The 25,603-nt window shown below is 68.9% G+C and carries 24 protein-coding genes and 1 pseudogene; 17 read left to right on the top strand and 8 right to left on the bottom strand.

What is annotated here, in order from left to right; translation table 11 throughout:
- Positions 1 to 27: 27 nt before the first annotated feature.
- Entirely contained in the window at positions 28 to 1,344 is a 1,317-nt protein-coding gene (locus H162_RS0111965) for an FAD-dependent oxidoreductase (RefSeq protein WP_020653710.1), read from the bottom strand.
- A 216-nt stretch (positions 1,345 to 1,560) separates the two neighbouring features.
- On the opposite strand from H162_RS0111965, the gene H162_RS0111970 reads away from it, so the two are divergent.
- From H162_RS0111970 to H162_RS0111990, 5 genes are read left to right on the top strand one after another with little or no spacing between them, the layout of a single operon-like run.
- Positions 1,561 to 1,893, top strand: a complete 333-nt coding sequence (locus H162_RS0111970) for an ArsR/SmtB family transcription factor (RefSeq protein WP_020653711.1) — start codon at positions 1,561 to 1,563, stop codon at positions 1,891 to 1,893.
- Between the two features lie 28 nt (positions 1,894 to 1,921).
- The gene (locus tag H162_RS0111975; protein WP_020653712.1) at positions 1,922 to 2,401 is read left to right on the top strand and encodes an arsenate reductase ArsC; all 480 of its coding nucleotides are present in this window, start codon (positions 1,922 to 1,924) and stop codon (positions 2,399 to 2,401) included.
- Positions 2,402 to 2,455: 54 nt separating this feature from the next.
- Positions 2,456 to 3,736, top strand: coding sequence for an arsenic transporter (locus H162_RS0111980; RefSeq protein WP_020653713.1), 1,281 nt, complete (start codon positions 2,456 to 2,458; stop codon positions 3,734 to 3,736).
- An 11-nt stretch (positions 3,737 to 3,747) separates the two neighbouring features.
- Complete coding sequence (gene arsH / locus H162_RS0111985; protein WP_020653714.1) at positions 3,748 to 4,464, top strand: arsenical resistance protein ArsH; 717 nt, start codon at positions 3,748 to 3,750, stop codon at positions 4,462 to 4,464.
- 14 nt (positions 4,465 to 4,478) lie between these two features.
- On the top strand, positions 4,479 to 4,808 hold the full coding sequence (locus tag H162_RS0111990) for a DUF4326 domain-containing protein (protein ID WP_020653715.1): 330 nt from the start codon (positions 4,479 to 4,481) through the stop codon (positions 4,806 to 4,808).
- A 4-nt stretch (positions 4,809 to 4,812) separates the two neighbouring features.
- Here H162_RS0111990 and H162_RS0111995 read toward each other — a convergent pair whose 3' ends face one another.
- Positions 4,813 to 5,439 (bottom strand): head GIN domain-containing protein, encoded by a 627-nt coding sequence (locus H162_RS0111995; protein WP_026354546.1) that lies wholly within the window; start codon positions 5,437 to 5,439, stop codon positions 4,813 to 4,815.
- 91 nt (positions 5,440 to 5,530) lie between these two features.
- Here H162_RS0111995 and H162_RS35565 point away from each other — a divergent pair, with 91 nt between their 5' ends.
- The 5 genes from H162_RS35565 to H162_RS30670 all read left to right on the top strand — a co-directional run bounded on the left by H162_RS35565 (position 5,531) and on the right by H162_RS30670 (position 10,262).
- The gene (locus H162_RS35565) at positions 5,531 to 5,659 is read left to right on the top strand and encodes a hypothetical protein (protein ID WP_267872147.1); all 129 of its coding nucleotides are present in this window, start codon (positions 5,531 to 5,533) and stop codon (positions 5,657 to 5,659) included.
- Positions 5,660 to 5,771: 112 nt separating this feature from the next.
- Positions 5,772 to 6,242 carry a GyrI-like domain-containing protein gene (locus H162_RS0112000; RefSeq protein WP_040787171.1) on the top strand — a complete coding sequence of 157 codons (471 nt, stop codon included), beginning with the start codon at positions 5,772 to 5,774 and terminating at the stop codon, positions 6,240 to 6,242.
- A gap of 208 nt (positions 6,243 to 6,450) precedes the next feature.
- On the top strand, positions 6,451 to 8,124 hold the full coding sequence (locus tag H162_RS0112005; protein ID WP_020653718.1) for an acid phosphatase: 1,674 nt from the start codon (positions 6,451 to 6,453) through the stop codon (positions 8,122 to 8,124).
- Positions 8,125 to 8,201: 77 nt separating this feature from the next.
- Complete coding sequence (locus H162_RS0112010; protein WP_156885577.1) at positions 8,202 to 9,221, top strand: tetratricopeptide repeat protein; 1,020 nt, start codon at positions 8,202 to 8,204, stop codon at positions 9,219 to 9,221.
- Between the two features lie 231 nt (positions 9,222 to 9,452).
- Positions 9,453 to 10,262 carry a DUF4142 domain-containing protein gene (locus tag H162_RS30670; protein ID WP_020653720.1) on the top strand — a complete coding sequence of 270 codons (810 nt, stop codon included), beginning with the start codon at positions 9,453 to 9,455 and terminating at the stop codon, positions 10,260 to 10,262.
- 54 nt (positions 10,263 to 10,316) lie between these two features.
- On the opposite strand, the gene H162_RS0112020 is transcribed toward H162_RS30670, so the two are convergent.
- Complete coding sequence (locus H162_RS0112020) at positions 10,317 to 10,877, bottom strand: FMN-binding negative transcriptional regulator (RefSeq protein ID WP_020653721.1); 561 nt, start codon at positions 10,875 to 10,877, stop codon at positions 10,317 to 10,319.
- A complete protein-coding gene (locus H162_RS0112025; protein WP_020653722.1) occupies positions 10,877 to 11,341 on the bottom strand; it encodes an OsmC family protein in 465 nt (154 codons plus the stop codon). Before H162_RS0112025 ends, H162_RS0112020 begins: the two co-directional genes overlap by 1 nt.
- Positions 11,342 to 11,439: 98 nt before the next feature.
- Here H162_RS0112025 and pdxR point away from each other — a divergent pair, with 98 nt between their 5' ends.
- The 5 genes from pdxR to H162_RS0112050 all read left to right on the top strand — a co-directional run bounded on the left by pdxR (position 11,440) and on the right by H162_RS0112050 (position 16,014).
- Positions 11,440 to 12,945, top strand: a complete 1,506-nt coding sequence (gene pdxR, locus H162_RS0112030; RefSeq protein ID WP_020653723.1) for a MocR-like pyridoxine biosynthesis transcription factor PdxR — start codon at positions 11,440 to 11,442, stop codon at positions 12,943 to 12,945.
- Between the two features lie 14 nt (positions 12,946 to 12,959).
- On the top strand, positions 12,960 to 13,523 hold the full coding sequence (locus H162_RS0112035) for a DNA-3-methyladenine glycosylase I (protein WP_026354548.1): 564 nt from the start codon (positions 12,960 to 12,962) through the stop codon (positions 13,521 to 13,523).
- Between the two features lies 1 nt (position 13,524).
- Positions 13,525 to 15,180, top strand: a complete 1,656-nt coding sequence (gene mnmC1, locus H162_RS0112040; protein WP_020653725.1) for an FAD-dependent 5-carboxymethylaminomethyl-2-thiouridine(34) oxidoreductase MnmC1 — start codon at positions 13,525 to 13,527, stop codon at positions 15,178 to 15,180.
- Between the two features lie 107 nt (positions 15,181 to 15,287).
- Positions 15,288 to 15,509, top strand: coding sequence for a YgaP family membrane protein (locus H162_RS0112045; protein ID WP_020653726.1), 222 nt, complete (start codon positions 15,288 to 15,290; stop codon positions 15,507 to 15,509).
- Positions 15,496 to 16,014, top strand: coding sequence for an RNA polymerase sigma factor (locus H162_RS0112050; RefSeq protein WP_026354549.1), 519 nt, complete (start codon positions 15,496 to 15,498; stop codon positions 16,012 to 16,014). The genes H162_RS0112045 and H162_RS0112050 overlap by 14 nt, the downstream gene beginning before the upstream one ends.
- Positions 16,015 to 16,032: 18 nt before the next feature.
- Here H162_RS0112050 and H162_RS32650 read toward each other — a convergent pair whose 3' ends face one another.
- Positions 16,033 to 18,432, bottom strand: a complete 2,400-nt coding sequence (locus H162_RS32650; RefSeq protein ID WP_020653728.1) for a PAS domain-containing hybrid sensor histidine kinase/response regulator — start codon at positions 18,430 to 18,432, stop codon at positions 16,033 to 16,035.
- Between the two features lie 192 nt (positions 18,433 to 18,624).
- Here H162_RS32650 and H162_RS0112060 point away from each other — a divergent pair, with 192 nt between their 5' ends.
- On the top strand, positions 18,625 to 19,329 hold the full coding sequence (locus H162_RS0112060; RefSeq protein ID WP_026354550.1) for a sensor histidine kinase: 705 nt from the start codon (positions 18,625 to 18,627) through the stop codon (positions 19,327 to 19,329).
- Complete coding sequence (locus H162_RS0112065; protein WP_020653730.1) at positions 19,326 to 21,032, top strand: tetratricopeptide repeat-containing response regulator; 1,707 nt, start codon at positions 19,326 to 19,328, stop codon at positions 21,030 to 21,032. Before H162_RS0112060 ends, H162_RS0112065 begins: the two co-directional genes overlap by 4 nt.
- Positions 21,033 to 21,036: 4 nt before the next feature.
- Here H162_RS0112065 and H162_RS0112070 read toward each other — a convergent pair whose 3' ends face one another.
- The 3 genes and pseudogenes from H162_RS0112070 to H162_RS35720 form a co-directional block, all read right to left on the bottom strand.
- Positions 21,037 to 24,294 carry a patatin-like phospholipase family protein gene (locus tag H162_RS0112070; RefSeq protein WP_020653731.1) on the bottom strand — a complete coding sequence of 1,086 codons (3,258 nt, stop codon included), beginning with the start codon at positions 24,292 to 24,294 and terminating at the stop codon, positions 21,037 to 21,039.
- 119 nt (positions 24,295 to 24,413) lie between these two features.
- Complete coding sequence (locus H162_RS30680) at positions 24,414 to 25,193, bottom strand: PhaM family polyhydroxyalkanoate granule multifunctional regulatory protein (RefSeq protein WP_156885578.1); 780 nt, start codon at positions 25,191 to 25,193, stop codon at positions 24,414 to 24,416.
- 275 nt (positions 25,194 to 25,468) lie between these two features.
- A pseudogene (locus tag H162_RS35720) lies at positions 25,469 to 25,603 on the bottom strand (IS630 family transposase); the annotation flags it as partial.

The following is a 25,603-nucleotide window of genomic DNA, read 5'->3' on the forward strand; positions in this document are numbered from 1 at the left end:
CGTGGGTGGCGAAGCGTTCATTGTGCCTCAGGCGCAGCAGGCCGTGGCGGCCGGCTTCGCGCAGCAGCCGGCTGCCGGGGCGGGCGCCTGGTAGGCCTGGCGCGTGTTGCACACGCCGGTCTGCGGCAGGTCGAGCTGCACGTCGTCGGCCTGCGCCAGGTCGCCGCCGAGCGCCGCGACGACCGAACGCACCTGCTCGTAGCCGGTCGCCAGCAGGAAGTTGGGCGCGCGGCCATAGCTCTTGGCGCCGACCGCGTAGTAGCCGCGCTCGGGATGGGCCAGCTCGCGGTGGCCGTGCGGACGCACCGTGCCGCAGCTATGCTCGTTCGGGTCGATCAGCGGCGCCAGCGCGTCGGTGCTCTCCAGCCACGGGTCGTGGCGCACGCGCAGTTCGCGCGTCAGCGACAGGTCGGGCCTGGCGCCGGCGGCGCAGACGATTTCGTCGATGTCGGCGATCGTCCCGTCCGCGCCCCGCACCTCGATGGCGCCGCCGCGCAGCGCCAGGGAATGGATCAGGAAGTGCTCATGCATCTCGAGGCGGCCCGCATCGCGCAGCGCCTTGAGCCGCATGCCCAGCTGTCCGCGCGCCTTCAGGCCGTCGGCGTCGCCGCCGCCGAATACCCGCATCAGGCTGCCGCGCGTGGCCCAGGCCAGGCGCATGCCGGGATGCGCCTCGGCCAGTTCGGCCAGCGCCAGCAGGGTGCCGGCGGCGGAATGGCCGGCGCCCACCACCAGCACGCGCTTGCCGGCGTAGCGGCCGCGCGCCGCGCCCAGCACGTCCGGCATGCCGTAGGCGATGCGTTCGCGCAGCAGCTCCTCGCCCAGTGCGGGCAAGCCGTTCGCGCCCAGCGGGTTCGGGGTCGACCAGGTGCCGGTCGCGTCGATCACCGCCTGCGCCAGGTAGTCGTGCGTGCCGCCGGCGCCGCCGGCGCGGATCACGAAGGGCGCCGTCTCGCGGCCGCGGGTCCTGACCTTGTCGATGCCGGCGCGGCTGATGGCGCCGACCCGGACGCCAAGGCGCAGGGCGCCGGCGATGGCGGGAACGGCCGCCAGCGGAGCCAGGTAGCCGTCGAGCAGTTCGCCGGCGGTCGGCAGGGCCTCGCCGTCGGGCGCCGTCCAGCCGTGCGCCTCCAGCAGGCGGCGCGCCGCCTTGTCGACGTTGTAGCGCCAGGGCGAGAACAGGCGCACGTGCCGGTAGCTCGCCAGGTTGGCGCCCACGCCCGGGCCGGCTTCCAGGATCAGCGGCGCCAGGCCACGCTCGAGCAGGTGGGCGGCGGCGGCAAGGCCGACCGGGCCTGCGCCCAGGATGGCGACGGGGAGGGTGGACAGGTCTTCGTGATGCATGGCGTGCTCCTCTGGACAGGTTGGATTATGTTATTCGACGAATGACGAATCAATGGGTGGAGCACTCCGTACGGAAGTGCTGGTACAGACCATGTTCGTCATTCGGCGAATATAGAATAACCAGCTTGTCATCATCCTGTCAAATTATTTCGATATTATTGGAAGTGTTGTAGTTTCATTCTATAATTCCAGCATCTTCGAAATGTCATTGATCATATGGAAACCACCAACGCCATCGCGGCCCTCGCCGCGCTCGCCCAGGAATCGCGCCTGGCCGCGTTCCGCCTGCTGGTGCAGGCCGGCCCCGATGGGCTGTCCGCCAGCCGCATCGCCGAGGCCCTGCGGATCCCCGCGTCCTCGCTGTCCTTCCACCTGAAGGAATTGACGCACGCCGGCCTGGTCGCGTCGCGCCAGGAAGGGCGCTTCGTCATCTATGCCGCGCGCTTCGACACCATGAACGGCCTGCTGGCCTTCCTGACCGACAACTGCTGCGGCGGCAATCCGTGCTCCCCGGCCGGCGCGGACACCTGCCAGGCCGGCGTCGCCTGATCCATCAATCAAACCCAAAAGGATTCCCTTGAACGTACTGTTCCTGTGCACCGGCAATTCCTGCCGCTCCCTCATCAGCGAAGCCGTCTTCAACCACCTCGCGCCCGCCGGCTGGAAGGCGATCAGCGCCGGCAGCCAGCCCACCGGCCGCCTGAACGCACGCGCGCTCGCGCTCCTGGCCAGCAAGGGCGTCCCGACCGAAGGCTACTACAGCAAATCCTGGGACAACTTGCCGCTGACCCCCGACCTGGTGGTGACGGTGTGCGCCAGCGCGGCCGGCGAAACCTGCCCGGCCTACCTGGGTCCGGTACTGCGCACCCACTGGGGCGTGGACGACCCGAGCCATGTCGAGGGCAGCGAGGACGAGATCGACGCGGCGTTCGAGCGCGCCCATGCGATCCTGCGCGCCCGCATCGAAGCCTTCCTGGCGCTGCCGCTCGGCGAACTGGCGCAGGACCGCGTGCGCTTCAAGGACGAACTCGACAGGATCGGCAAGCTGCTGCCCTGATTTTCCGCCCCGCGCAGGGCCGTCGGGTCCTGCCTCCATGAAGGATTTCCCGTTTTGCTTACCGCATTCCTGATTTTTCTCGCCACCCTGGTGCTGGTGATCTGGCAGCCGCGTGGCCTCGGCATCGGCTGGAGCGCTTCCGCCGGCGCCGTCCTGGCCCTGCTTGCCGGCGTCATCAGCGTTTCCGACATCCCCGTCGTCTGGAATATCGTGTGGAACGCCACCGGCGCCTTCATCGCCGTCATCGTCATCAGCCTGCTGCTCGACAAGGCCGGCTTCTTCGAATGGTCTGCGCTGCACGTGGCGCGCTGGGGCAGGGGCAGCGGCAGGCGCCTGTTCGTCCTGCTGGTCCTGCTCGGCGCAGCCGTCGCGGCGCTGTTCGCGAACGACGGCGCCGCGCTCATCCTCACGCCGATCGTGATCGCGATGCTGGCGGCCCTGCGCTTCTCGCCGAAGGCGACATTGGCGTATGTGATGGCCGCCGGTTTCATCGCCGACACGGCGAGTCTGCCGCTGGTGGTATCGAACCTCGTCAACATCGTCTCGACCGACTATTTCGACATCAGCTTCGCACGGTATGCGGCCGTGATGGTGCCGGTGAATGTCGTGTCCATCGCCGCGACCCTGGTCGCCCTGGTCCTGTTCTTCGGCAAGGATATCCCGGCGAACTATGAGCTGGCCCAGCTCAGGCGCCCGGAGGAAGCCATCCATGACCGCGCCACCTTCGTCACCGGCTGGTGGGTCCTGGCGATGCTGCTGGCCGGGTTCTTCTGGCTCGACGACATCGGCATCCCGATCAGCGCGGTAGCGGCCGCCGGCGCCGCACTGCTGCTTGCCGTCGCCGCACGCGGCCACAAGATCTCGACCCGCGCCGTCCTGCGTGGCGCGCCCTGGCACGTCGTCGTCTTCTCGCTCGGGATGTACCTCGTCGTCTACGGCCTGCGCAATGCCGGCCTGACCGGCTACCTGACGGCCCTGCTCGAGCGCTGCGCCGAGTACGGCGTCTGGGGCGCGGCGCTCGGAACCGGCTTCATCACCGCAATCCTGTCCTCGATCATGAACAACATGCCCACCGTGCTGGTCGGCGCGCTGGCGATCGACGCCACCGCCACCCAGGGCGTGGTGCGCGAGGCGATGGTGTACGCCAACGTGATCGGCAGCGACCTCGGTCCCAAGATCACGCCGATCGGCAGCCTGGCGACCCTGCTCTGGCTGCACGTCCTGGCGAACAAGAAGATCGCCATTTCGTGGGGCTATTATTTCCGCGTCGGCCTGGTGCTGACCCTGCCCATCCTGCTCGTTACCCTTGCGGCGCTGGCGCTGCGTCTCGGCTAGAAAGACCTCGCATGAAAAAAATTCCGGACCTCCCCAACATCAACCCCGAGCAGCTGGACCTGCCCGCCCTGGACAAGCTGGCCCCGCAGGGCGACCTGTCCCATCCGCCGCGCATCCTGATGCTCTACGGTTCGCTGCGCGAGCGCTCGTTCAGCCGCTTCCTCACGTTCGAAGCGGCGCGCATCCTCGAGCATTTCGGCGCCGAGGTGAAGATCTTCGATCCGCTCGAATTGCCGATGGCGGGCGCCGCCCCGGACACGCATCCGAAGGTGGTCGAGCTGCGCGCGCTGTGCCTGTGGTCGGAAGGGCAGGTGTGGTGCAGCCCCGAACGCCATGGCGCGGTCACGGCGGTGATGAAGAACCAGATCGACTGGATCCCGCTCGAGCAGGGCGCCCTGCGCCCGAGCCAGGGGCGTACACTGGCGGTCATGCAGGTCTGCGGCGGTTCGCAGTCGTTCAACGTGGTCAATACCTTGCGCCTGCTGGGCCGCTGGATGCGCATGTTCACGATCCCGAACCAGTCCTCGGTGCCGATGGCCTACAAGGAGTTCGACGAGGAAGGACGCATGCGCCCGTCGGCCTATTACGACCGCGTGGTGGACGTGATGGAAGAACTGTTCAAGATGACCCTGCTGATGCGCGGCCGGACCGACTACCTCACCGACCGCTATAGCGAACGCAGCGAGCGCGCGCTCCGCAGGATCAACGCGCAGATCGACAAACTGTAAGGAGCGGGAGGCCGATGAAGCCGCAGCGCGTGCAGCTGAGCAGGAAGAAGGGATGGCGGATGCCGCCGGATACGATCTCGGTGGCGCGGCCCGGCAAGTGGGGCAATCCGTTCTCGGTGCATCCGGAGCTGCCGGCAGGCAGCCCGGTCGCTCCGCGCTATATCGCGATGCCGAGCGTGGCCGAGGCGGTCGCGGCCTACCGCCGCTGGCTGCTCGAGGATCCTGCCGGGCGCGCCCTCGCCATCGAGGCGAAGGCGGCGCTGCGCGGCCACAGCCTGGCGTGCTGGTGCAGTCTCGACGGTCCCTGCCACGCCGACGTGCTGCTCGAGCTCGTCAATACCTGAGGCCTCAGTGGGCGGCGACGACGCTGCCGATGCCCGACACCGATTTGCTCAGGCGGCGCGGATTGCCGTAGTAGGTCAGGTTGCCCATGCCCTGCACGTTGGCGTTCAGGCGGTTCTGCGCATGCACCTCGACCGAGCCGATGCCTTCGAAGCTGACGTCGGCATCCTGCGCCACCAGGTCCTTGGCTTCGACTTCGCCCACGCCCTGGGCCTGCAGGCGCAGCTGGCGCACCTGGCCATTCATCTGCAGGCTGCCGGCGCCGCGGTAGCTGACGTCCAGGCGCTCGCTGCGGACATTATTCAGGCGCATCAAGCCGGCGCCCTCGCCACGGAAGCTGGTGAGCTCGGGCATGGTCACGACGACGCGGTCCTCGTCCTTGATGTTGATGCTGCCGGATTCCTTCTTCATCGTCACGCGCAGTTCGCCGTCGACGACCTCGGTCGCCACGCGGTCCAGGAATTTCTGGTTGCCCTCGACGCGCACCGAATGTGCCTTGCCCACTTCGACGATCAGGCTCATTGCTCCGCGCACTTCGATCGCCTTGAACGGCGTCACGCTGCGCACTTGTTCGCCAGCATAGGCCGACAGGGAAGCGAAGGAAAGAAGGGCGGCGATCACTGCTCGTTTCATGGCTGTCTCCGATTGGTTGATGAAGCCATTCTAGGGAGCACGGCCGCGCCCGGGGCCGTTTTGCGACAGACTGCAAAAAACAGGGGGTGGAGTGTCTGGTGGCCAGGAATTCGCCGGTGTCGCGGGTGCTGTCGGGCATGCGGCGATCGCGTTCATCGACGCCAACATCGCTTGCCTTGCCGAACGCTTCAAGTTTCTCAAGCAAGGTTTTAAGCGCTGATTGCAACAGTTTGCTCGTTTATCGCGACAGATTGCGCGCACGATTGCGGTCGTGCCAATATTGTCGAAGAGTTAAGGATATAATTCCTGAGTCCCTTTGCATAGCCGATATCATGCACATCTCGACCGTTACACTACCTGAAATGAAGCTCGCCGGCCTGCCGCTCGCAGGACCGCTCTCGGTTCTGGAAACGGATATGCCGGAGATCTGGAAGGCCTTCCTGGAACGCGAGCAGGAACTGGGCGAAACGAATGGGTTTCGCTACGGCGTCAGCCTGCAGGAAAGCGCCGGGGTGCACATCGAATGTGTCGCCGCTGAAGTTGCGGACCTGAATAACCTTCCGCCAGGAATGATCGGTATCCGTATCCCGGCGCGCCGCTACGCGATGCTGACCCACCGCGGCCCGATGGCGCGCGCCCAGGCCACCTATGTGACCGGCTTCGCCGCGATCGAACAGCTGGGCATGGCGCACGATACCGATGCGTGGCGCCTGGAGCGCTACGACCGGCGCTACACGCCCACCGTCCACGATGTCACGCGCACCGATAACGCCTATGACATCCTGATCCCGCTGTACGGCTGAGGATTCAGCCGTTAAGAATTGGTGCCGGTATATTTCCCGACCGCCGGCGCCGGTAGGGCGGCTTGCGCCGCCGAGTGCCCTTCCCTGAGCACGTGTATTCTGACGTCGAAATGTGACGGGCGTTTGACGTCCTTCTTGTTTCCTTCTGTAAAGTGCGCGGATAATCCTCGCTTCGCGGCCGTCCTGGCCGCAGCGACAGGAGAAGCACGTGCACGACCACGACCACGACGGCCAACAGTCCCCGGCCGTCCCACCCGATAATCCCGCGCGCAGGCGCATCTTCCGGGCCGCCGCCGCCGCCGGGCTGGGCTCGGCCTTGCCGGGCCTGGCCGAAGCGAAGCCGGCAGCCGGCGCGCCCGCCAGGGCCGTCAAGGGTTCGCTCGACGCCAAGCTCAAGGCGCACGTGAAGAACGTGGTCGTGATCTACCTGGAGAACCGCAGTTTCAACAACCTGTTCGCCGACTTCCCCGGCCTGGCCGCGCCGCTGTCGGCCTTGCCGGCGGCGGCCGTGCAGCAGCGCGACCGCGACGGCTCGGTGCTGCCCAGCTTGCCGAAGATCTGGGGCGGGATGGTGCCGGGCCGCCAGAACATCGGCGGCAAGGATGTCCTGATCACGGAAGACCAGCTCGTGAACCTGCCGAACGCGCCATACAGATTGACCGATGCCGAGGGCAAGCCGCTGCCGGAAGCGGTCGTCACGCGCGACCTGGTCCACCAGTTCTATCACAACCAGATGCAGATCAACGGCGGCAGGAACGACGGCTTCGCTGCCTGGTCGGACTCCGGCGCACTGGTGATGGGGCATTACGGCGAAACGGCGAAGAACCTGGGCCTGTGGCAGATCGCGCGCGAGTTCACGCTGTGCGACAACTTCTTCATGGCCGCTTTCGGCGGGTCCTACCTGAACCACCAGTTCCTGATCAGCGGCCGCACGCCCGAGTATTTCCATGCCGCCGAGACCGCCGCGAAATCGAAGATCGCGGTGCTCGAGGATGGCCCGACCGGCTGCCGCCTGGCGCTGGCGCCCGATTCGCCGAAGTCGGCGCTGGAGGGCAAGCCGAAGTTCGTCCACAACGGCGCGATGACGCCGGACGGCTATGCGGTCAACACGATGGCGCCGCCGTACCAGCCGAGCTGGGTGCGTCCGGCCTTCGATGGCGATCCGCAGCACGCCGACCCGAAGGACGCCTCGGTGCTGCCGCCGCAGACCTACGGGACGATCGGCGACCTGCTGTCCGAGCGCGGCGTGAGCTGGGCCTGGTACGGCGGGGCCTGGCAGGCCGCGCTCGACGGGCGCGGGGCAGGGCAGCGCCCGAACTTCCAGCACCATCACCAGCCGTTCAACTATTTTCAACAGTTCGCGCCGGGCACGAAGGCGCGCGCCGAACACTTGCGCGATGGCGGGCTGGGCGACAGCCCGATCTCGAACAAGTTCCTGGCCGATGTGGTGGCGGGCAAGCTGCCGGCGGTGGCGTTCTACAAGCCGCAGGGCAACCTGAACCTGCATGCGGGCTATTCGGACATCGAGTCGGGCGACCAGCACGTGGCCAACGTGATCGAGCACCTGAAGAAGTCGCCGCAGTGGAAGGACATGGTGGTCGTGATCACCTTCGACGAGAACGGCGGCTGGTGGGACCACGTGGCGCCGCCGCAGGGCGACCGCTGGGGGCCGGGGTCGCGCATTCCGGCGATCGTCGTGTCGCCGCATGCGAAGCGGGGGGCGGTGGACCACAATTTTTATGACACTACCTCGATCCTGCGCTTCATCACGCGCCTGCATGGCCTGCCGCTGCTGGAGGGGCTGGCGGCGCGCAACAAGGCGTTCGCGGAGCGCGGGGCGCGGCCGCCGGGGGATTTGACGGCGGCGCTGCGGTTTCGCTGAGAGGTGAGCGATACCTTGAGGTTCGACCGACTGGCTGTTATACAATCGGTCGTCTTCCACTCCCTCATCCATTCGCCATGAGACTTCACCATCGCGCGCTCGTCCGGGCCGTCTTCCTGGCGGCAGGAATGTTCCTGGCTTGCGGACCGCTTCGGGCGCAGGCGCCGGGCACGCCGGAAAGTTATGTGCGCGATGGCAGGGAGGCCTACGCCGCCAGGTCGTATGGCATGGCGGCCACGAACTTCCGCCAGGCCGCGACACTGCGGCCCGATAACGCCGAGTACCAGTTGCTGCTGGCCACGGCGCTGATGTCCGACCGGCGTCCCGACGAGGCGCGCGAATTTTTCGCGAAGGCGCTGCAACTCGACCCGTCGCTCCAGCCACAGGTGGACGCCTGGCTGGCGAACGCGCGCACGGCGCGCCCGCCGGCGGCTGCAGCCGCGCCGCAGCCGCCGCAGGCCATGCCGGAACCAGCGCGCACGCCGGCGCGCCCAGCTCCGGCGCCTGTCCCTGGCGCGGTCCGCAATGGTCCCTGGCAGCCCGGCGACGCGGTCGAGGTGGAGTACCGTGAAGGTTTCTGGATCCCCGGCATCGTTACCGCAGCCGACCCCGGTGCCTGTGCCTACTATCGTGTCCGGGCCGATGCTTACGGCAAGGGCAATCCTTCCAACCTCGGCTATTCCTGCAAGAGCGTGCGCGCGCCCACCGGCGTGGCAGCGCCACGTGCCGAATGCGGAGGAGGCAACCCGAACTGCCCACCGGCCGCGCCTCCCCCGCTGGGCACTTACCTCTGCAACGAATCCGTGTGGCAGGGACCAGGAGCCAATCCGCAGTTTCGCGACCAGTATCGCGGACCGCTGTCATTGCTGCCGGGGGGACGCTACCGCCTCCACGAAGGCGGGGCGGTAGGCAGCTACCGCTACAACCCGGCGACCTACCGCATGGACTGGAGCGGTGGCGACATCGCGGCCCGGGGCGGAGTCGGTAGCTATGGCCTGGACGGCAGCACGCCGGAGATCACGATCGTCTTCGACACCGACAGCACGCGCCGCAGCGGCAGTCGCGCGTCGAGCTGGCAGTGCGGCCTGGGGCGATGAACACACCCTGATCCGGATCGACCTCCGAACCGCCAGCGCCGTCCACGTGACGGCGTTGTTGCGCTGGGCAGCCATCATCCCAGCCCCAGTTGCAACAAGGCTACCGCGCGCTCCCCCAAAAGGCACAGCGATACACTTCGACCAGCTCGAAATTGCGTTGTTGATATTGATTGTTGCGGTCGCATCCCCGCGTCCCCCGCGCACAAGCTCCACCTATTTCAGGAGAACACCATGCACAAGAAACAGGTCCTCAAAAGCCTGATGGCCGTATCGGCCGTGGCCGCCATGCTCGGATCCTTCGGCGTCCATGCCCAGACCGGCCAGACCGCCCAGCAGATGACCAATCACAGCGCCCAGCAGGGCAACCCCAATCTCACAGGCAAGGCCGCCAGCGACGGCACGGTGGGTAACACCAACAGCCAGGGCATGGAAGACCGCAGCGGCCAGACCGGCAGCAGCAGCAGCGCCGCCACCCAGTCCGGCAGCAGCGATACCGCCGCCACCACCGGCGCATCGGGCGCCGGCGCCAGTGCGCCGGCGGCCGCCAAGGCCAAGCTGGGCAGCGCGGACCGCAAGGCCCTCACCGACATGGCGATGTCCAACATGGCCGAGATCGAAACCGGCAAGCTGGCCGTGAGCAAGAGCCAGAATGCGGACATCAAGGCCTTCGCCCAGCAGATGGTCGACGACCACACCAAGGCGCAGGCCGACGTGGCGGCGCTCGCCCAGGCCAAGGGCGTGACCCTGCCGACCGAGCTGGACGCCAAGCACAAGGCCAAGGGCGCGATGCTGGAAAAGCTCAGCGGTGAGGAATTCGACCGCGCCTACCTGAAGCAGTCCGGCATGGCCGACCACAGGGACGCCCATGGCAAGCTGAAGAAAGGCATGAAGAGCGCCAAGGATGCGGACGTCAAGGCGCTGGCAAGCAAGATGAGCCCGGTGGTCGAGCAGCACCTGAAGGCGGCCGAGCAGCTGAATGCCTCCAGGTCGCGCAGCGCCGTCGGCACCTCCGGCACGCCCACCACCGAATCGGGCAAGTAAGGCGGCAAGCAAGGAGGCAAGCTAGCCGCCCGGTTGCCCGCGCCGCCTGTCCCATCAGGCGGCGTGCGGCATCTTCCCGGCGCGCGCCACGGGTGCGCTGCCCTTCCATTTTCCTTCGATCCGCTCGACGGCGATCTCGATGCCGACGATGGCCTTGAGCATGGCGTCGATGTAGTCGCGCGGCGCATCGTCCACCGACCAGGGCGCGCTCTGGCTCGCCTCATGGCGTCCGCTCTGCCGGTGCACCAGGGCCAGCAGCCATTGCGGGTCGTCGACCGTGCGCAGCCGCCCGTGGACGTGCACCACCTCGTAGTCCCAGGTCGGCACCACGCGGCCCTGCTTCTCGACTTTCTCCAGCCGGTCCGGCGTCACATAGCCGGACGGGCCGCGGAACACCACCAGCGCCTGCTGGCCGTCGCGGCGCCAGACCGGATTGGCGCGCGCGACGTGGGCGCGCAGCACGCCCTGCGCGCCGGAGGGCAGGAATTCGAAGGGCAGGTGGTCGGCATCCGGCGCGCCCTCGTGCGCCGTGACCAGCATGCCGAGCGGGTGCCTGGCGATCAGGCCGAGCAGGGCTTCCGGCTGCGTTTGCCGGTGGCGTTCGGGCAGGTACATCAGCGCGCCTCCATCACGACCACCTCGGCCTTGAGCGAGTTGGCGACATAGCATTTCTCGTGCGCGAGGTGGTGGATCTGCGCGATGTCGGCGGCCTCGGGACGGCGCTCGCCGCCGAACACGATGGCCGGGCGCAGCTCGATGCGCACCAGGGCGGCGCGGCCCCCGGCGTCCTGGTCCAGCAGGCCGAGCGCCCGGTCGTCGTAGCTGTCGACCACGAAGCCGCGCTGCGCGGCGATCGACAGGAAGAACAGCATGTGGCAGCTCGATGCCGCCGCGACCAGGGCTTCCTCGGGATCGACGGCAGCCGGGTCGGACATCGGGACCGGCACCGACAGGGGCGAAGACGAGGCCGGCACCTGCAGGCCGCCGTCGAAGGACCAGGCATGGGCGCGGCTGTAGCGCTGGTCAAGAAAAGGCTGGCCGGCGCGCTGCCAGGCCACCCGGGCGTCGAACTGCTTCATCGTTCCTCCTTGTGGTGAGCGGTCATCATAGGCCCGCCCTTTGGCTTGCTCAAATAGCCAATTCCAGCGAAGATGGGCGTACCAATTTTGCGCGCCCCATGCACATCCACGACATCATCGCCGCCGAGCCGCTCGACCGCAGCGGCCTCGTCCCGCTGTTCCGCCAGCTGTACAGCCGGCTGAAGGGGGCGATCCTGGGCGGCGCCCTGGCGCCGGGTGCGCGCCTGCCGGCCACGCGCGACCTGTGCCGGCTGCTGGGCGTGTCGCGCCAGACCGTGCTGGCCGCCTACGACCAGCTGTCCGCCGAGGGCTACCTGCGCGGCGGGGTCGGGCAGGGGACCTTCGTGGACACGGCGCTGCCGGCCGGGCGCGAGGAAACGCCCGCGCCCGGCCTGCTGCGTCCCCTGCCGGCGCGCGGCGCGGCGATGGCGGTCGCGATGTCCGCGGCGCGCTACCACGAAGGACCGGTGCGCGCCTTCCGGCCCAGCATGCCGGGCCTGGACCTGTTCCCCTTCGACCAGTGGCGCAAGCTCGAGTTGCAGCAGCTGCGCCGTCCGGGACCGCACATGGGCTACAGCGATCCGGCCGGGTACGCGCGGCTGCGCGAGCTGCTGTGCGCCTACCTGCGCGCCTCGCGCGGCGTCGAGTGCACGCCCGGCCAGGTGGTGATCACGTCCGGCTCGCAGCAGGCGCTGTACCTGCTGGCGCACCTGCTGCTGGCGCCGGGCGACGCGGTCTGGGTCGAGTCGCCCGGCTACCAGGGCGCGAGCGCGCCGATGGCGGTGGCGGGCGCGCGCATCTGCACCCTGCCGGTCGATGCCGAGGGCATGGACGTGGCCTATGGCGCCTTTCATTATCCGGATGCGCGCATGGTGTTCGCCACGCCTTCGCACCAGCTGCCGCTGGGCGTGACCATGAGCCTGGCGCGCCGGCTCGAGCTGCTGCGCTGGGCCAGCGCGAACAAGGCCTGGATCATCGAGGACGACTACGACAGCGAATACCGCTACACCGGGCCGCCGCTGGCCTCGCTGCAAGGACTGGACCGTTCCGGCTGCGTGATCTACGTGGGCACGCTGTCGAAGGTGCTGTTCCCCGGCCTGCGGCTGGGCTACGTGGTGGCGCCGCCCGCGCTGGCCGAAGCGCTGGCGCGCGCCAAGGCGGTGGTCGACCGCCACACCGCCATCGTGCCGCAGGCGGTGCTGGCCGAGTTCATCGCCGCCGGCCATTTCGCGCGCCATATCCGGCGCACCCGCGAGGCCTATGGCGAACGGCGCGAAGCGCTGCTGGCGGCGATCGACGAGCGGCTGGCGGAGCGCCTGGCCTGCGGCCCGTCGGATGCGGGACTCGACCTGTGCGTGCACTTCCGTCCGGGCCGTGACGGGCGCCTGCCGGACGAGGCGCGGGTGGCCCGGGCCGCCCTGGAAGCGGGCATCGAACTGCGTCCGCTGGCCTATTATGCGAATCCCGCCGCCGGCCCGGAATGCGCGGTCGTTCCCGGCCTGGTGCTCGGCTTTTCCGCGGTCGGCCCGGACGACATCCGGCGCGGCGTCGACGGCCTGGCGCAGGTGCTGGCGCGCGAGGCAGGGAAGGCCGGCCCGGCCTGATTTATACTGTCTCGATGACGACTACCCGCTGCTCCTGGGCCAACATGGCCAACCCCCGCTACATCGCCTACCACGACCACGAATGGGGCGTTCCCTGCCACGACGAGAACACGCTGTTCGAGATGCTCAACCTCGAAGGCGCGCAGGCCGGCCTGTCCTGGGAAACCATCCTGAACAAACGCGACAACTACCGCGCCGCTTTCGATAACTGGGATGCGCGGAAGATCGCCGCCTATGGCGACGACAAGGTGGCCGAGCTGCTGGCCAATCCGGGCATCGTGCGCAACCGCCTGAAGGTGGCGGCCGCGATCACCAACGCGAAAGCCTACCTGGCGCTGCGCGAACAGGGCTCCAGCCTCGACCGGTACCTGTGGAGCTTCGTGGACGGCAAGCCGATCGTGAACGACTGGCCGGACGGCATGCGCCCGGCGCGCACCGAGCTGTCGGACCGCCTTTCGAAGGATTTGTCGAAGCGCGGCTTCAAGTTCGTCGGCTCGACCATCATCTACGCCTACATGCAGGGCATCGGCATGGTCGACGACCATGACCGCGCCTGTATTTGCCGGACCAGGCGCTGACATGGATCCGCGCGAACACTGGCGCGGACGCGAGCGCTACACGGTCTTCGATGCCGCCTACGGCGACGGCAGCGGCACGCGCGCGCTGTTCGAGGCCTGGCGCGCCGACCCGCAGCGGCCGGCGCGGCTGCACGTGGTGGCGCTGGCGGACGGCCTGCTGCCGGGATTTCACCGCATCCCGCAGGACGCGCCTGGCCTGACGCTCGACCTGCTGGCGGCGCCGCTCGCGGCCGCGCTGGCCCAGCTCGATGCGCGCCTCGACTGCATCCGCCTGCATGGCGTGGCCGAACCCGGCGCGTCCTTCGCGCGTCCGCTGGCGCGGCTGACTGCGCTCGGCGCGCCCCTCGCCTCGACCGGGCTGGACGACGAACAGCGCGCGGCGCTGCAGGCGCAAGGCTTCGTCTTCGATGGCGACGGCGCCGTCTTCGCCAGCCGCAAGCCGCGCCTGCCGCTGACGCCCACGCCCGCGCGCCGCGCGCTGGTGATCGGCGCCGGCCTGGCCGGTTCGGCCGCGGCGGCGCGCCTGTGCGCGCGCGGCTGGCAGGTGACCCTGCTGGAACGCCATGCGCGGCCGGCGATGGGCGCTTCCGGCAACCTGGCGGGCATCTTCATGCCGCTGCTGTCCCGCGACGACAACATCCCCACGCGCCTGACCCGCGCCGCCTACCTGTACGCGCTGCGCGCCTGGGAGCAGCTGGGCGGGATCGGCCGCGCGATCGACGGCCAGGCCTGCGGCGTGCTGCAGCTGGCGCGCGACGCCGGCCATGCCGCGGTCTCGCGCGCGATCGCGGCCGAAGGGGGCACGCCGCCGGATTTCGCGCGCTGGCTCGAGCGCGAGGAGGCGCAGGCCCTGCTCGGGCTGCCGGCGCCGGACGGCGGCTGGCTGTTTCCGCAGGGCGGCTGGGCGCGCCCGGGCAGCGTGTGCGACGCCATGCTGGCGTCCTGCGGCGAACGCCTGGTGCAGCGTTTCGGCGTCGGGAATGTCGGCCTGGAGCGCGCCGACGGCGAGTGGCTGGCGCGCGGCGCGGAGGGCGCGCTGCTGGGCCAGGCGCCGACCGTGGTGCTGGCCAACGGCGTCGGCGCGCGCCAGACGGCGCAGGCGGCCACGCTGCCGCTGGCGGCGCTGCGCGGCCAGGTGACCCACCTCGATGCCGCCAGCCTGCCGCGCCTGCCGGTGGTGCTTTGCCGCGAGGCTTACCTGACCCCGGCCGCGCACGGCGTCTGCTGCGCCGGCGCGACCTATGACCTCGATGACGATCCCGCGCTGCGCAGCGCGAGCCAGGAAGAGAACATCGAGCGCCTGCGCGCGCTGGTGTCCGATCCCGGCGCCGCCGCCGGCGCCCCGCTCGCGGGCAGGGTGGGCTTCCGCTGCGTGGCGCCGGACCGCCTGCCGCTGGTCGGCCGCCTGCCCGACTTCGCCGCCGCCGGCAGCACCGAGCGCCTGCGCGACGTGCCGCGCCATCCGGGCCTGCATGCGCTGCTCGGCTATGCCTCGCGCGGCCTGACCTGGGCGCCGCTGGCCGCCGAACTGCTGGCGGCCCAGCTGGAGGGCGAACCGCTGCCGCTGGAAACAAGCCTGGCCGACGCGCTCGATCCGGCCCGCTTCGTGCTGCGCGCCCGGCGCACCAGCCGGGCGCCGGGCAGCGAGGCGGAATAAGCATTCGACAACAGGCTCAAAAAAATTTTCATACCCGCGAATCCTTTTGCGAACCCGGCGCCTCTTAGCTGGCGAGGACCTTCCTCATTCACCAAAAGGAGAGCAGAATGTTTTACGTTAAAAATGTACCAGGCTGGGAGCGCGTGCTGCGCGTGATCGCCGGCCTCGCGGCCATCGCCATCGGCCTGCTGGGCGTCAAAGGCGTCGCCAGCGTGCTCGTCGCCGTGTCCGCGGCCGGCATCGTGGCTTCCGGGCTGTTCGGCTTTTGCCCGGCCTGCGCCATGGTCGGACGCCGTCTCGACAAGGCAAGAAAGCATGGCTCTCTCTGAGCAATATCTGCCGGTGCTGGACGCCGCCCACAAGGGCGATCCGGCGGCGCTGGAACAGCTGCTGCGGCTGTGCCAGCCGGACATCCGCCGCTATGCGCAGCGTTCCTGCCTGATCAGCGACGTCGACGACGCCGTGCAGGAAGCGCTGCTGGTGCTGTCGCGCCGGCTGGAAGCGGTGCGCCTGCTGGCGGCGTTCTCGGGCTGGCTGTTCAAGGTGGTGCAGCGCGAATGCCGCCGCCTGGGACGCCGCGCGCTGCAGTACGACCCCTATGACGAAGAACGCGCCGAACAATGGCTGGCCTCGCACGACAACGCCGGCCTGCGCGTGGAGCTCGTCAACGCGCTGGACAGCCTGCCGCGCGATTACCTGGAAATCATCCTGCTGCGCGATTTCGAGGAGCGCAGCATCGCCGAAATCGCCGAAGAACTGGGCCTGACGCCGGCCGCCGCCAAGAGCCGGCTGCACCGCGCCCGCGCCATGGCCCGCGAATACCTGATCGGTTGAGGCACGGGCGCGCCGGCGTCAGCCATGCGCGCCGGCCAGCGCCTGGCGCAGCTTTTCGGTATCCATCGGCTTGACGAAGTGGTGCTCGAAGCCGACCGACTTGGACAGCACCCGGTCGTGCGCCTGGCCGTAGCCGGTGAGCGCGATGAACAGCGCGTCCGCGGTGGCGGGGTCGGCGCGCAGGCGCCGGGCCAGTTCATAGCCATCCATTTCGGGCAGGCCGATATCGAGGATGAACACCTGGGGCGGGGCCTGCTTCGCCGCCGCGATGGCGTCCAGCGGATGGGACTGGACCGTGACCTGGTGCCCCTGGGCTTCCAGCAGGACCGCCAGCGACTCGGCCGCGTCCACGTTGTCGTCCACGATCATGACCTTGACCGGGCTTGCCGCGGCGGCCGGGGCGGCATGGCCCGCCTCGGGCAGCCGGTCCGACTGGCCGGGCAGGTAGGCCGGCAGCGAAATCGTGAAGGTGCTGCCGGTCCCGGGGCCGGCGCTCGCGGCGTGCACGGCGCCCCCGTGCAGCGCCACCATCGTCTTGACCAGGGCCAGGCCGAGGCCGAGGCCGCCCTGCGCCCGGTCCGGCGTGCGCTCGGCCTGGGTGAACAGTTCGAAGATATGCGGCAGCAGCTTGCCGTCGATGCCGATCCCGTTGTCGGTGACGGCGATGTGGATCATCCGGTCGTGGGCATTCACGGTCAGCGCGATCTCCCCGCCCTGGGGCGTGTATTTCGCGGCATTGTTGAGCAGGTTGACGATGACCTGCACCAGGCGCGTCCGGTCCCCATACACCGTCGACTGCGCGGAATCGGTGCGCACCGTCAGGCTATGGTGGCGCGACTCGATGAGCGGCCTGGATTGCTCGACGGCGCTGGACACCGCCAGCTTGATGTCGACCACTTCCTTGTCCAGCTCCACCAGGCCGCGCGTCACGCGCGAGACGTCCAGCAGGTCGTCCACCAGCGAGGTCATGTGCTTGACCTGGCGACTGATGACTTCGCTGGCCTTCCGGGTCCGGGCATCGCTGGAAGCGGTCAGCCTCAGCATTTCGGCCGCCGTGCTGATCGGTGCGAGCGGATTGCGCAGCTCATGCGCCAGCATCGCCAGGAACTCGTCCTTCTTGCGGTTGGCTTCCCGCAGTTCCAGCTCGGCCTGGTAGCGTTCGGTCACGTCCACGGTGACGCCGCGCATGCGCACGGGCTTGCCCTGGGCGTCGTACTGGGCCTTCCCGCGGCTGTCGAGCCAGATCTGCCGGCCGTTGTCCGGGCGGATGAAGCGCACGACTTCCTGGTAGCTGCCTGCGCCGCCGAGCGCTCCCTCGTGGGCGAGGGCGATTTTCCTGCGGTCCTCGGGGTGGATGTACTCCCTGAGGGCGACCATGGTGCCCGGCACGCATCCCAGCACGAGCCGGATGTTGTCGGAATACGCAAGCTGGTCCGTGGCGAAGTCCCAGTCCCAGACCACCATCTTTGCCGCATCCATGCCGTCCCGCAGGCGGTCTTCGCTTTCGCGCTTGGCCGCCTGGGCCTCGACCGTGTCGGTCACGTCATAGCCCTGGGCAAAGATGCCGATGGTGGTGCCGTACTGGTCCTTGTAGGGCTCGTACACCAGGTCGATATAGCGCTGGACGAGGGGACCGCCGCGTTCCCGCTGGATGGCGATCGGCATGGCGCGCGTGGTCCAGGCTTCGCCTGTCTGGTAGACCCGGTCCAGGAATTCCTCGTAGCCCTGGCCGGCCACTTCGGGCAGCGCTTCCCACACGGTCTTGCCGATCAGTTCGCGATGCCCGACCAGCTGGTAGTAGGCGCCATTGACCATTTCGAAGACGTGCTTCGGCCCCATGAGCACGGCCACGAACCCGGGCGCCTGGTTGAACAGGCTGCGCAGGTGCTCGCGTTCGTTGTTCAGGATGCGCGACAGCGCCTCGTGCATCTGGGCCCGGTTGAAATTCTCGGCGTTGCTGTTGCTTGGCGGCGTCAGCTGCAGCGTCGCCACCTGCGATTGCTGGTCGAAGCGATACAGCTCGGTGACATCGACCGGATTCTGGAACACGAACAGCGGCTTGCCGTTTTCGTCCAGCACCGGCGTATGGACGGTGCTCCAGTAGCGCTCCTCGAATTTCCTGCCTTCCGGCGTGTCGACCGGAACCGCGTAGCGCACGAAGGCGCTGGTATCGGGCTCGCCCTTGGCCAGGGCGCGCAGCAGGGAGGCCTTGACCTCCGCGATATCGGTGGCTTCCGGGTTGTCGGGATCCGCAGGGAAGGCATCGAACACATAGCGGCCCACGATGTCCTCTTCGGTGCGCCGGACCGAGCGCAGGTAGGCGCCGCTGGCCCCGATGATCGTCAGGTCCGGGGCCATCACCAGGTAGGGATAGGGCGAGGCGCGAAACAGCGCCTGGTAATCGGACAAATTCATCATGGACGAATTGTCGCACGCTTGTTCCTTCCCGCCGCGAACGGTAGGAACAGGCCTGGCCCGGCGCCGCCGGCCATGGCGTTTGCAACAGCGCGTTGCAATAACGCAATAAGAAGCGGGCGGACCAGGGCGAATGAAGTGTGGGTTATAATTTACCTATGGCAACTATCTGCAGGCCGGAGGAGGCCTGACCGAATGGAAGAAACACAACATTCGCCCGAGTTGTTCCTGTTCCTGGCGTCGACCGCGCATGACATGAAGAACTCGATCAGCGTCCTGTCCGGCACGCTCGAGCGCCTGCTGGCCGGCGCTTCGCCGCAGACCGAAAAGGCTTATCCGCAGATGGCGCAGATGCTGTACCAGACGCGCCGCCTGAACGACAACCTGATGCAGCTGCTGGCGCTGTACAAGCGTGTCGGCAAGCCGGAGTACCCGTTCGACGTGCAGCCGCTCGAAGTGGGCCAGCTGGTCGAGCAGGTGGTGGCGCTGGAGCGCGTGCTGCTCGAATCGCGCGGCGTCAGCCTGGAACTCGACTACGACCCGCAGCTGATCTGGCATGTCGACGAGGACCTGATCGTCGGCGTGGTCTCGCACGCGATCAACAACGCCGTCAACTACACGCGCGACCGCATCCGCCTGGCCGTGCGCGAACTCGACGGCCTGCTCGAGATCCGCGTCGAGGACAATGGCGCGGGCTTCCCGCCGGCGCTGCTGGCGGCGGGCGGCGTGCCGTCCGGCGACGCGGCCGGCGTGAACTTCCTGACCAACAGCGCCGGCCTGGGCCTGTATTTTTCCGGCGAAGTGGCGAACATGCACCGCCACCGCGGGCGCCGCGGCGCCGTGCGGCTGGAGAACGGCGGCTGCTTGAACGGCGGCTGCTTCATCCTGACCCTGCCATGAACGCCGCCCTCAACCCTCCCGCTCCCGCCCTCGACCAGGTCGACTGGGCCGGCAAGAACTACCTCGTGGTCGACGATTTCATCGGCGTGCGCCAGCTGCTGCGCGAGAGCCTGCGCAGCCTGGGCGCGAGGAACATCGACCAGGCCTCCAGCGGCGGCGAGGCCATGGCCCTGCTCACCAGGCTGCGCTACGACGTGGTGCTGTGCGACTACAACCTGGGCGAAGGCAAGAACGGCCAGCAGGTGCTGGAAGAGGCGCGCATGCGCAACCTGCTGCTGCCCTCCAGCGTGTTCCTGATGGTGTCGGCCGAGAAGAGCGTGGAATCGGTGATGGGTGCGGCCGAGCACCAGCCGGACGCCTATCTGGTCAAGCCGATCACCGAGGGCGTGCTGCTCACCCGCCTGAACCGGGTGTGGCGCCGGAAGCAGGTGTTCCGCCTGATCGACCAGGCCTATGCCGAGAAGGACTACCTGCGCGCGGCGCGCCTGTGCGACGAGCAGATCGCGGCCCAGCGCGTGCACGAGATCGACCTGCTGCGCATGAAGGCGCGGCTGATGGAGAAAAGCGGGCAGCCGGGCAAGGCGCGCGACGTCTACGAAAAGCTGCTGGCCCAGCGCGAGTACCAGTGGGCGCGCGCCGGGCTGGCGAAGATCCGCATGGCGGACGGCGAATTCGAGCAGGCGCGCCAGATGCTCCAGACCGTGATCGCCGAGAACCGCTACTACATCGACGCCTACGACCAGCTGGCGCTGGCCTACCAGGGCATGGGCCTGCACGAGGAGGCGGCCGCGATCCTGGACCGCGCGGCAAAACTGTCGCCGAACTCGGTGCCGCGCCAGCGCAACCTGGGCCAGGCCTGCCTGCGCCTGGGGAACATCGCGCTGGCCGAGAAGGCCTTCCGCAAGTGCATCGCGATCGGCGAGTACTCGATCCGCAAGACCCCGGACGCCTACCTCGGCCTGGCGCGCGTGTGCGGCCTGAAGAACGATCCCAAGGAAGCGCTGCAGCTGCTGCTGGCGGCCCAGCGCGAGTTCGGCGCCGACCATGAGGACATGCCGCTGCGCGCCAAGATCACCGAGGGGCTGGTGTACCACGAGAGCGGCGACTACCGGCGCGCGCGCAAGGCCGGCGACGAGCTGGAAGAGCTGTTGCGCAGCAATGCCGAGCGTCCCGACACCGCGACCTGCCTGGAGATGGCGACCCTGCTGTTCGCGGTCGGGGTCAAGGACGCGCCGGTCGAGCTGCTCTGCTACATCGTCCGCAACAACCACGACAACACCCTGCTGCAGGACGAGGTCCAGAAGATCTTCGACAAGGCGCGCATGGGCGAGGAGGGCCAGGTGCTGGTGCGCGCCGCGCGCAAGGAAGCGGTCGACCTGATGAACCAGGGCGTGCTGCTGTGGAAGACCGGCAAGCTGCCCGACGCGGTGGCGTGGATGCGCGATGCGCGCAAGACCCTGCCGAACAATGTGCGCATCCTGTTCAACGCGGTCCAGATCATGATCTCGCACATGCAGCAGCGCGGCCACGATCCCGACCTCGACGCCGAGGCGCACGGGATCCTGGAGCGCATCGACCGCCTGCAGCCGGGGCAGCAGCGCTTCGCGCAGCTGATGGAGCAGCTCGGCGCGCTGCTGCCGCAAGCGGCCGCGCCGCAAGCCGATCCGCCCGCCGCCGAAGAAGACGGCGCGGCCGCCGCCTGAGCGCTCAGCGGCAGCGCTCGCGCACGCCGCCGGCCTGCCCGCCGGCCTCGCATGCGGCGGCCGGCGGGCGCGCCGCCGGGCCATGGCGGCGCAGCAGCTGGGCGCACAGCGCCGCGATGCCGGCTTCGCCATCGGGTCCGCGCGCGGCCCTGGCGGCGGCGCCCAGCGCGCTGTGGGCGATGTGCAGGCCGAGCGCGCGGTAGCTTTCGAACTGGGCTTCGTCGAACCACTGGTCGGCGGTGCTCTGGTGCGGAAAGTCGGGATGCAGCTTGCGGTAGTTGAGCAGGTCGGCGTTCTCGTCGCCGACGATGGCCGGCTTGATGTACAGCAGCGTGCCGTCCACGCCGTCCCGGTCGGCCAGGCTGTAGCGGATGCTGCCGGCCGCGCAGCTGGCGCCGCACAGGCCCCTGTCCTTGTCCGGCTCGAAGCGCGACACGTCGAGGTCGATGCGCACGTGCAGGTCGGTCGCGCAGCGGCGGATCGTATTGCCCAGGTCCTCGAAGGCGAGCTGGCGGTCGCTCGCGACGTCGACCGCGATCACCAGGCGGCAGCGCCGCCGCACCAGTTCGTAGATGCCGAGGTTGTCGAAATGGCCGCCGTCGGACAGGTGGACGTAGCTGGCGTCGGCATTGGTCAGGCCGAACAGTTCCGCCAGCAGCGAGAACAGGCCGATCGGCGGCGAGGAGCTGGTCCAGGCGGGCCGGCGCGGATTCGGGCACCAGCGCCCCAGACGCACGTTGAACATCGTCATCAGGAAGTTCAGCGGCGGCGACGAGTGCGCGCCCACGTTCGGGCTGGCGGCCGCGCCGGACAGGGCCACCGCCATGCCCAGCCTGACCCCGGCGTCGTCGTCGGCGCCCACGCCCGAGCGCGACGCGTACAGCTGGGTGGGGCGGTAGCAGCCGCGCGCCGCTTCGCCGGGCCCGTGCGGCGCCCAGGCATGCGGCAGCGGCGGCAGCTCGAAGCCGCACCAGCGCGGCGTGAACGAGAACGAGGCCGCCTTGCGCGTCTGCCACGCCAGTTCCTCGCCGCTGACCAGGTTGAGCGAAGTGTTGATGATGGGGTAGGGGCGCTGGCAGCGCAGGTCGGCCAGCAGCAGGTCGTCGGCCGGGTCGAAGCCGGTGAAGGGATGCGGCTGGCGCGACCTGGAACTGGCGCCGAAATAGGCGCGCACCACGCGGTTCCGGTACAGCATGTAGAGCGAGAACTTGTTGATGTCGACCCGCCAGCCGAGCAGCAGGGCGGCGCCGAGGAAGAGGCAGAAGGCCAGCGCCAGGCGCGCGCCGTCGGTCGCCAGGGTCGCGCGCGCATGGGCGCCGAACACGCAGGCCAGGTCGGGTTGCGGGCAGTGCGCCGCGGGCGGCGCCACCGCCGCCTGCACCAGGGCGCTGAGCAGGGCGAAGATCCCGACCGTGAACACATAGGGCGCCAGGCGCGCCGCAACATCGAGGCGCGAATACGGCACCAAACGTGGGCTGGAACCGGGGCCGGTGCCGGTGCCGCTGCCGGCCTTCAGGCCGAAGGCCGTCATCGCCAGCCAGCCCAGCAGGGTGCCGAGGTTCTTCCACGGCGCATGGGTCAGCCAGGCCCAGTGCAGCAGCGGCGCGAAGAAGAAGCTGACGCCGAACATCGCCAGCCAGCCCAGCGCGAAGATGGTGGCCCAGGCGCCCTGGCGGCTCCACCATTCGCGGCTGGCGTCGCTGTACAGGCGTCCGAGCAGGCCGATCATCAGGGTCATGGTGCCGGCGAACAGGGCCATCATCAGCGGCATGCCGAAGGTCGTCAGCGCGATCGCGTTGTTCAGCACCGGATGGGTGGCCGGGTCGGGCAGCAGGGAGAGGCCCGCCAGCAGCAGCATGCTGCCCAGGGTCAGCGCCGCCATCGCGCAGGCGAAGTGCGACAGGCCTTCGCCGAGTTCGGCGCGCGTCAGGTCGCGCAGCGAATCGCGGCAGCGCAGGTGGGCGTGGAACCGGAGTCCGATGGCCAGCAGCAGCAGCAGCGCCACCAGCACCCACACGGCCTGCGCCAGCCGCTCGCCGGTCGGGTGGCCGAACAGGGACACCTCGGGCGCGAACGCGCGTCCCGCTTCCAGCAGCAGCAGCAGCACCGCGCAGGCAGCCGTGGCGCACAAGGTGTAGCCGGCGCGCCGGTAGGGACTGGCGCGGTCGTGCGCCAGGTACCAGCCGCAGGCCCAGACGATGAAGTAGACCAGGCCGGGCGCCAGCAGCCAGGCCCAGCGTCCCTCGAGCCGCGCCGGCAGCAGCATTCCCGCGGGCGCGCCGCCATGCCGCCACAGGCCGACGCTGCCGAGGAAGCCGGCCAGCATCAGGGGCAGGTTGATACACCACAGTACCGCGCCCTGCGACAGCGGAAAGCGGCGCAGCCCGCGCGAGCTTTCCGGCTTGCTGGAGATCGACAGCGCGATGCAGAACACGGCGCCGAGGAACAGCAGCACGCCCGCGATCCAGGCCAGGTCGGACCAGGCGGCCCAGGGGCCGCCCGGTCCCACGACCCGGTGCACGCCGAACACGGCGGCGCGCGGCAGCAGCAGCAGGGCGCACAGCCAGGCCACCAGCATGGCCAGATTCAGGCCCGTGTTGCGCACATAGGTGCTGACCAGGGTCCAGGTATCGGCGCTGAACACGCCGCCGCGCGGCGACAGGTAGTTGCTGTACTGGCGCAGGAAGCGCACCGCCTGGGCTTCGGGCATGCCTGCGCGCTGCGCCAGCATGGCCTCGGCGGCCGCCACGTCGCCGCCATGCGCGTGGATGCACTTGCTCAGCCAGCCGCCGATGAAGCCGCCGCCCGACACGGTCGACAGGTAATCCATCCGGCGCAGCAGGCCCTGGCCCGCCAGCGCCTGCAGCACGCCCAGTCCGAAGGTGGCGCTGCGCACGCCGCCGCCCGACAGCGCCAGGCCCGCCAGCGCGCCGGCGTGGGCGCGCTGCAGCAGCTGTCCGCGGTCGGCGGGGCAGGGACAGGCGCCGGCCCCGGCTTGCGGTTCGGGGCGCAGCAGGTCGAGTTCCTCTTCGAATACTTCGCCGAACACGGCGCCGGCACAGGCATCCAGGCAGCGCATGGTGGCGGCATCGAGCGTGGCGGAGGCCGGGAGCCCATGGCGGCGCCGCAGCGTGGCGAAGGCCGGCGCCAGCTCCGACAGGGTGCCGGCCTGCGGCGGCGGCTGGCAGCCGGCCGCCTCGAGCTTGCGGCGCAGCTCGGCGACCTGGTCCGGCGTCAGGCTGGAAAAGTCGGCTGGATACATGCGCGCTCCGGCTGGACAGTGGAGCGGCCGGGCGCAACAGGGCGTTCCGGTCCGCCCGGACAGTTCAGCACGGCTGGCGCGCAGGCGCCAGCGGCGGCGTCAAACGCTGTGCATGGAACTCAGCCTTTGTCGGCCTTGCTGCGCGCGCGCGTGCCGCGGCCGGAAGTGGAGTTGCCGGAAGAGGAATGGTTGTCGCCGTTCCCGCCGGATCCGTTGCCGGACCTGGCGTCGGCCGGCGCGCCGCCGGAGACGTCGAGCGGCGAACCGGCCGCCTTGTCGGTCTTGTTCGCCGGTTCCGTCTTCTCGGGTTTGGCGACGCTCTCGGCCGGTATGGCATTCGATACTGCCTGGCGGAACTGATCTTGCAACAAATTCCACCATGCAACTGCCGCCGGCATCGCCGCGTTCGCGATGCCCGCCATGGCATCCTGCGCCTGCGCCTGCGCCGCGGCCGGCCCGGCCGATGCGGGTGCGGATGTGGGTGCCGATGCGGGCTGGGGCGGCTGCGCGGGTGGAGGCGGCGGAGCCGGATTGGCGGGCGCGGCCGCGCTGGCGGCCTGGGTGAAGAACTGGGTGAAGGGCGCCATCATCGCTTCGCCGCCGCCGGGGTTCCCCATCGCCTGGGCCATGCTTTCGCCCATCGTCTTGAGGGTGGCGATGGTGCCGCGCTGGACTTCCAGCGCCTGTATCGTGCCGCGCAACATGCCGATATTCATGTTCAGCCACGACTCCACGGCCTTCAGGTCGGTGATCTTCTTGTCCAGATCCTCGGTCGACAGCGTGTTGCCCGCCATGCCCGGCACCCCGACGCCGGGGATGTTCATGCTACCCCAGAGATTCTTGACGAACTCCAGCGAATCGGTCATTCCGGGCACGTTGGGCATGGGGGGCTTGAGCATGGTGTTCTCCGTAAGATGTGCGCTAAGCGTAGCAGATAAATAACATCCGGACAAAGGGGAGCGTGTTGCCGCGACCGGCGCCGGCGGCCGGCAGCGCGCGCAAGGCCGTCACGCTACACTAGTACAGCATCACACTTCGATTTTCGGATACAGGTGCTTGAGTTTGATCCGGGCGTCTGCAGTACGGAATTGCCAGTCGATACCGGTCTGGCGTAGGTTGCGGCGACTGGCCCATTGTCGAGCCAACTGGTCCACGGCATCGACCTCATCGATATGGTGTCCGAGACATTGCCGCGTAGCGGCGCTCAGTTCCGATTCGGCCATGTTGAGCCAACTGCCATGCTTGGGAGTGTGGATCAACTCCAGCCTCCTCATCAGGCGTAGCGCCTCGGCAGGATCAAAAGCCTGGT

The sequence above is a fragment of the Massilia niastensis DSM 21313 genome, from assembly GCF_000382345.1.
Lineage (GTDB): Bacteria > Pseudomonadota > Gammaproteobacteria > Burkholderiales > Burkholderiaceae_D > Telluria > Telluria niastensis.